Below are 6382 nucleotides of genomic sequence, written 5' to 3' on the forward strand. Positions count from 1 at the left end.
GCACCATGGACTGGATCTCACGCATCGTCGAGGAGCGGCTCGCACAGGCCGGTGAGCGGGGCGAACTCGACATTCCCGAACGGCTGAAGGGCAAGCCGATTCCCGGGATCGACGAGTCGCGACCCGACGGGTGGTGGGCCGAGTCGTTCGTGCGGCGCGAACGCAGTCGGAGCCGTCGTGCCGATGCCGACGCCGCGCTCGCCTCGGCACGGGTCGGGTTCTGGCGGGCGGAGTCCGAATCGGAACTCGCCGAGCTGGTCGCCTCGTCGAATGCGATGATCGCCCGCCTCAACCTGAACGTCGTCGACGACGACCGCATGGACCTCCTCGACCTCGACGAGGTGACGGAACGCTGGCGGGCGGTGCGGTCCTGACGAGTCCGCCGACGATAGGTCAGGCCAGGGCCTGCTCCAGGTCGGCGAGCAGATCGACGGTCTCCTCGAGGCCGACCGACATCCGGATCAGCCCCGGTGTCACGCCGCTCGACTCCTGTTCGTCCGGGGTCAGGCTGGCGTGGGTCGATGTCGCAGGGTGGCAGACCAGCGTCTCGGGGCCGCCGAGCGATGTGGCAACACGACACAGTTCGACCCGGTCGAGCAGCCGCGCCGCTGCGTCACGAGAGCCGACGTCGAACGACAGGACCGTGCCGTACTGCAGCAACTGGCGGCCGGCCAGAGCATGCTGCGGGTGCTCGCTCAAGCCGGGGTAGTGGGTCTCCGCCACGGCGGGATGGTCGGCCAGCATCACGGCGAGCGAACGCGCCGAGTCGTTCTGCTGGCGCGTGCGGACGGCGAGCGTCCGGATCCCGCGCAGTGCGTTGAGCGCGTCGAACGGTGACGGGGTCGCCCCGTGCAAGACGCCGTAGGCCCAGATCTCCCCGAGCAGGTCGGCGTCACCCGAGATCACCCCGAGCGTCGCATCGTTGTGGCCGGCGATCCCCTTCGTGGCCGAGTGCAGCGAGATGTCGACGCCGTGGTCGAGTGGACGCTGCCCGAGCGGCGTTGCGAACGTCGAGTCCACGACGGTGAACGGCCCCTTGATCGCTCCGAGTTCGTCGAGGTCGGCGAGTTCGAGGCGCGGGTTCGACGGTGACTCGGCCAGCACCATCATGGTGCGTCCGGGCTGCACGGCTGCGGTGAATGCGCCGGGTGTGGCCACGTCGACGAACGTCGTCTCGATCCCGAATCGCGCACACGGTCCCTGGAGGAATGCCAGCGTGCCCGCGTACAGCTGGCGTTGGGCGACGATGTGGCTGCCGGCGGAGCACAGGCCGAGGATGGTCGAGGCGATGGCCCCCATGCCCGAGGCGAAGGCGAGCGACTCCTCGGCCCCCTCCAGGTCGCGGACCGCCTCCTCGAACGAGCGGACGGTCGGATTGCAGTAGCGACTGTAGAAGTCGGTCTGGCGCAGACCCGTCGCCCGACGGTGAGCATCGTCCAGGGACTCCGATTCCCAGGTGGACGAGGCCCACAGTGCCGGAGCGAGCGAGCGCCCGCCGGAGCTGCGCCCGGACGTGATCGCCTGCGTGGCAGGCGAGAGGGGTGGGTGCTCGCGCATGCGCGCACGATATCTGACCATCGGAGTCGACTTTCCGACGATTCACGGCTCGTCGCGACGTGCCGTGGCGACGTGCCGCGTCGACCCACACGACGCCCGACCGCCACGCCGAGGCGGTGGCGAGCCGATTCGGACACGGGCATAGAGTTCGGGGGTGCGTGAACGGCTGGATCGCGAGGCGGTGGACCGGATCCTCGCTCGCGCTCACCGACTGGAGAACGCGGCTTCGGTCGCCGATTCGGGCGTCGAACCCGAGGCACTGATCGCGGCGGCCGAAGAGGTCGGCATCGACCCGAATGCGGTGCGTGATTCGCTGGCGATCGAACGGATCTCGATCGTCGCCCCGCCCGCACGTCGACTCGATCGCCTGGCCGGCTCGACCGAGGTCGTGGTGGAACGAGACCTGCACCTGACCGTCGACCAGACGATCGGAGGGATCGAGGCATGGCTGACCTCCCTCCACCGCCTCACCTGTGACCGCCGATCCGACGGCACGTTGTTCGCTCGCCGACGGAACGACACGTCGGCTCGCATCGGCCGGATGATGTCGGCGTCCCGGGGCGACGGCCGTCTGGCGGCGTCGTCCCTCGTCGTGCAGGCCGTCGCCCAGACCGTCGGTTCGACGCCCACCCGGCCACGCACCCTGGTCCGCATCAGCGCCGATCGTTCGGGCCCACGTCAGACCCGCCTCGTCGGTGGTGGATCGCTCGCCGGCACCGGTGTCGCGGGAGGTGGCGTGGCCGCACTCGTTCTGTCGGGTGAAGCTCTGGTCGCCTTCCCGGTCGTGGCCGTCCCGCTCGCCGTCGGCGGCTACTTCCTGGCTCGATCGGGACGCGGCCACGCCGACCGGTTGGAACTCGAACTCGAGCGCGTCCTGTCACGGGTCGAGCGCGGCGAGCAACCCACGGGGTTGCTCGGGCGCATGGCCCGCCGTGCGCAGCGAACCGCGACCGGCTGGCGTTGACCGCATCGTGGACAGTCCGGAGTGCCGCCACGTGTGGGTTCCGGGTCCACGAGTTCGTGAACCGCAAGCCGGCCTGCCGAAGCGAGCCGTCGGGGGGACTCGTCGGTCGGCCAGCTTGCGATTCCGGTTCGTCGGCACACCGAACTCATCGGGCGATCGGCGAGAGGAGTGGACCGTGGCCACCGGTCCGGTGCGGTGGGCCGTCCCGGCCGTCTGCCATCGGAGCCGGGTGTCGATACGGTCGACGGGGTGACGACGCCGATCGCCTTCGACAACTCCTTCGTGCGAGACCTGCCGGGCATGTACGAACGCTGGGAAGCGGCAACTGCTCCGGTGCCGCAGCTCCTCGCCCTGAACGAGGGGCTCGCGTGTGACCTCGGCATCGACGCCGACTGGCTGAGGTCGGCGGAGGGGGTCGACGTGCTCGTCGGCAACACGGTCCCCGACGGTGCCGAACCGGTGGCGCAGGACTACGCCGGCCACCAGTTCGGCGGCTACTCACCTCGGCTCGGCGACGGCCGCGCACTCCTCCTCGGTGAGGTGGTCGGGCCGTCGGGTGACCGGCACGACCTCCACCTCAAGGGCTCCGGGCGGACGCCGTTCGCTCGCGGCGGGGACGGTTTGGCCGCCGTCGGCCCGATGCTGCGCGAGTACCTGATGTGCGAGGCGATGCACGCACTGGGAATCCCGACGACCCGCGCGCTCGCCGTCGTGGCCACCGGCGAGTCGGTGCGACGCGACACGATGCTTCCGGGCGCCGTGTTCGTCCGGGTCGCATCGAGTCATCTCCGGGTCGGGTCGTTCCAGTACGCCGCGTCGCTCGATGACCCCGGGGTCCTGGCGGCGCTGCTCGACCACGCGATCGCCCGTCATCACCAGGGTGCGGCCGACGCCGAGGTACCGGCGCTCGCCTTCCTCGACGCGGTGATGGAGGCACAGGCCGAGCTGATCGCCCGATGGATGAACGTCGGCTTCGTCCACGGCGTGATGAACACCGACAACGTCACGATCTCGGGTGAGACGATCGACTTCGGGCCCTGCGCGTTCATGGACGTCTACGATCCGACGACCGTCTTCAGTTCGATCGACCACGGTGGGCGATACGCCTACGGGAACCAGCCGTCGATCGGACAGTGGAACCTGGCGCGTCTCGCCGAGCCGCTGCTCCCGCTGATCGACACCGACGTCGATGCTGCGGTCGAACGGGCGACCGACCTCCTGCGGACGTTCCCCGACCGATACCGACACCATCTCGTGTCGGGGCAGGCCGCCAAGCTCGGCCTCGACGCCGACCGCACGGACGTGGGCGGACTGGCCGGCGACCTCCTCGCTCTGATGCAGTCACGCAGCGCCGACTTCACGCTCACGTGGCGCAGCCTGTCCGACGTGGTCCGCGGCGACGCCGACCCGTTCCACGAGCGAGTCGGTGGCGACGAGGAGGCGACCGACTGGCTCGATCGATTCCGTGCCGCGCACGCCGGATCCGACGGCTCCGCGCGGCCAGATGTCGCAGCGGCCATCGACGCCGCGAATCCGCTCCACGTGCCACGCAACCACCTGGTCGAAGCTGCGCTCTCCGCCGGAGCCGAGGGAGACCTCTCACCGTTCGAGGAACTGATGGACGTGCTCGCCGACCCGTTCACCGAGCGACCCGGACTCGAGCGCTTCTCCGAGCCGGCACCCGACGCGTTCGCTGCCGGCTACCAGACCTTCTGCGGTACCTGACGTCGACCAGCGCGCTCGACGTGCCGGTCGACGGCACCGTCAGGGGGCGAGGATGGCGACGACCTCGTCGTGGAGCAGGCCGTTCGTGCTGATCGCCGTGTCGTGTTCGTGGGTCGCCTCGCCCAGTCGATCGGTGAACCTGCCACCGGCCGCCTCCACGATCGGCTTGATCGCGGCGAGATCGTACGGAGCGACACCGACTGCGTCGACGGCGACGTCCATCGCCCCCTCGGCGACCAGCATGTGCTGCCAGAAGTCGCCCATCCCGCGGCTGCGCCGAGCGCGTTGCTGCAACGAGACGAGGCGATCGGTCAGCCCCAGGTCGTCCCACCCGGCGTTGTGGGTGATGCTCACCTGGGCCTCGGCCATGTCGGCGACCGTCGAGACGGTCAGCGTGCGGTTCACCCCTCGCGCCGCGAGGTGGGCACCCAGACCCACGCCGCCCCACCACCGGAAGCCGAGCGCGGGGGCCGACACGACGCCGAGCACGGGGAGGCCGCGATTGGTGAGCGCGATCAGGGTCGCCCACACCGGGATGCCGCGCACGAACCCCGAGGTGCCGTCGATCGGGTCGATCATCCAGCGCCACTCCGAGTCCGCATCGCCGGCCAGGCCGTGCTCCTCGCCGAACACACCGTGATCGGGTCGCTCCGTCGTGAGCAGGTCGACGACGAGTGACTCGGCGCCGTGGTCGATCTCGGTCACCTCCGTTGCGTTCGTCTTCCAGTCGACGGCGAAGTCCCGAGCTTCGAAGTGCGGCAGCGTGAAGCGGTCGGCTGCGTCGGCGACCGACAGCGCCAGGGCCAGGTCGCCCTCGAGGCCCTGGGGGAGATGGTCGCCGCTCACGAGGGGCCGCCGAAGTCCGGCGAGCGCTTCTCCTGCAGAGCCGCGAGTCCCTCGGCGGCATCGGGTCCGAGGAAGTTGAGCATCTCGTAGGCGAGCGAGGCCTCGAAGTTCGGCAGCGCCTGGCGCAGCCAGTGGTTGAGCGCTCGTTTGGTCATCCGGGTCGCATCCACCGGTCCTGCAGCGAGTTTGCGGGCGACGCCGAGCGCGGTGTCCATGACCTCGTCGGCCGCAACGGCCTTGGACACCAGGCCGATCCGTTCGGCCTCTCGGCCGTCGAGGAAGTCGGCCGTGAGCAGGTAGTACTTGGCTTTCGCCATCCCGCACAGGAGCGGCCAGATCGCCACGGCGTGATCGCCCCCTGCGACGCCGAGACGGATGTGGCCGTCGGTGAGCTTCGCGTCCTCGTTGATCACGCTCACGTCGGCCATCAGCGCCACGGCCAGCCCGGCTCCGACGGCCACGCCGTTGATCGCCGACACGATCGGTGTGTCGCAGTCGATCATCGTGCGCACGATGTCGCCCGCTTCCTTCATCACCCGGACGGTCTGCGCGTAGTCGCCGACCTGCTCGGCGATCCAGTCCAGATCGCCACCCGCCGAGAAGGCGCGACCGGCTCCGGTCACCACCACGCAGCGCACCCTCGTGTCGTCGCCGATCGTGCGGAACACCCTGGACAACTGCAGGTGCATCGCACCATCGGTGGCGTTCATCCTGTCGGGGTCGTCCAGCGTGATCAGCAGCACGCCGCCGCCCACGCCGTCGGGCCAGGCGAACCGGAGGCGGTCGTAGACGGCGTACCGATCGTCGCTCGGGTCGTGGGGTTCGGGAGCGGTGCTGGACATGGCCGCGAACACTACCGACACCTCTGAAGGGTGACCCGGGCGCGTTGTGTCACCACCATACGCAGATGGGGGGATCACCCGGACGGGTGGTTTCGGGCGCTCGGTTGTGGTCGACACTCGATCTCACGTCACTCGCAGGGAGGGGCGAACAACAGAAAGGAACCTCATGGGCTACGGCATCGGAGGCATTCTCATCACCATTCTCGTCATCCTGGCGATCATCTACTTCGCCAAGCGAGTCTGAGCGATCGACGGGTCGCGAGCGACCCGTCAACGATTCGACCCGACCGGGACCACCCCGTCGGCCACGGGCCCCATCCGATCCAGGGTGGGGCCCGTTCGCGTGCCGATTCAAGCGGTCCGACGAATGTGCCGACAGCAGAGCATGACGATCGACACCTCCGCGCCGGCACCGATGCCTCCGCCCCCGCCGTCGATGCCGCCATCG

General features: G+C 69.6%; 6 protein-coding genes. 3 read left to right on the forward strand and 3 right to left on the reverse strand.

What is annotated here, in order from left to right; all coding sequences use genetic code 11:
* Window positions 1-5 precede the first annotated feature (5 nt).
* Window positions 6-374 carry a hypothetical protein gene (locus ABJK40_RS16510; protein WP_348482335.1) on the forward strand — a complete coding sequence of 123 codons (369 nt, stop codon included), beginning with the start codon at window positions 6-8 and terminating at the stop codon, window positions 372-374.
* Window positions 375-393: 19 nt separating this feature from the next.
* Here ABJK40_RS16510 and ABJK40_RS16515 read toward each other — a convergent pair whose 3' ends face one another.
* Window positions 394-1557 carry a PLP-dependent aspartate aminotransferase family protein gene (locus ABJK40_RS16515; protein ID WP_348482333.1) on the reverse strand — a complete coding sequence of 388 codons (1164 nt, stop codon included), beginning with the start codon at window positions 1555-1557 and terminating at the stop codon, window positions 394-396.
* Between the two features lie 154 nt (window positions 1558-1711).
* Between ABJK40_RS16515 and ABJK40_RS16520 the strand changes: the two genes are divergently transcribed.
* Both ABJK40_RS16520 and ABJK40_RS16525 read left to right on the forward strand, forming a co-directional pair.
* On the forward strand, window positions 1712-2521 hold the full coding sequence (locus ABJK40_RS16520) for a hypothetical protein (protein ID WP_348482331.1): 810 nt from the start codon (window positions 1712-1714) through the stop codon (window positions 2519-2521).
* A 249-nt stretch (window positions 2522-2770) separates the two neighbouring features.
* Complete coding sequence (locus ABJK40_RS16525) at window positions 2771-4246, forward strand: protein adenylyltransferase SelO (protein ID WP_348482329.1); 1476 nt, start codon at window positions 2771-2773, stop codon at window positions 4244-4246.
* 39 nt (window positions 4247-4285) lie between these two features.
* Here ABJK40_RS16525 and ABJK40_RS16530 read toward each other — a convergent pair whose 3' ends face one another.
* A complete protein-coding gene (locus ABJK40_RS16530; RefSeq protein ID WP_348482327.1) occupies window positions 4286-5092 on the reverse strand; it encodes an inositol monophosphatase family protein in 807 nt (268 codons plus the stop codon).
* Window positions 5089-5934, reverse strand: a complete 846-nt coding sequence (locus ABJK40_RS16535) for an enoyl-CoA hydratase/isomerase family protein (RefSeq protein WP_348482326.1) — start codon at window positions 5932-5934, stop codon at window positions 5089-5091. The genes ABJK40_RS16530 and ABJK40_RS16535 overlap by 4 nt, the downstream gene beginning before the upstream one ends.
* Window positions 5935-6382: the final 448 nt, after the last annotated feature.

Origin of the sequence: Ilumatobacter sp. (assembly GCF_039969435.1) — a bacterium.
Lineage (GTDB): Bacteria > Actinomycetota > Acidimicrobiia > Acidimicrobiales > Ilumatobacteraceae > Ilumatobacter_A.

Excerpts from the sequence above, each read along its gene's own strand:
- ABJK40_RS16510 (WP_348482335.1), top strand. The coding sequence starts at position 6 with ATGGACTGGATCTCACGCATCGTCGAGGAGCGGCTCGCACAGGCCGGT.
- ABJK40_RS16515 (WP_348482333.1), bottom strand. The coding sequence starts at position 1,557 with ATGCGCGAGCACCCACCCCTCTCGCCTGCCACGCAGGCGATCACGTCC.
- ABJK40_RS16535 (WP_348482326.1), bottom strand. The coding sequence starts at position 5,934 with ATGTCCAGCACCGCTCCCGAACCCCACGACCCGAGCGACGATCGGTAC.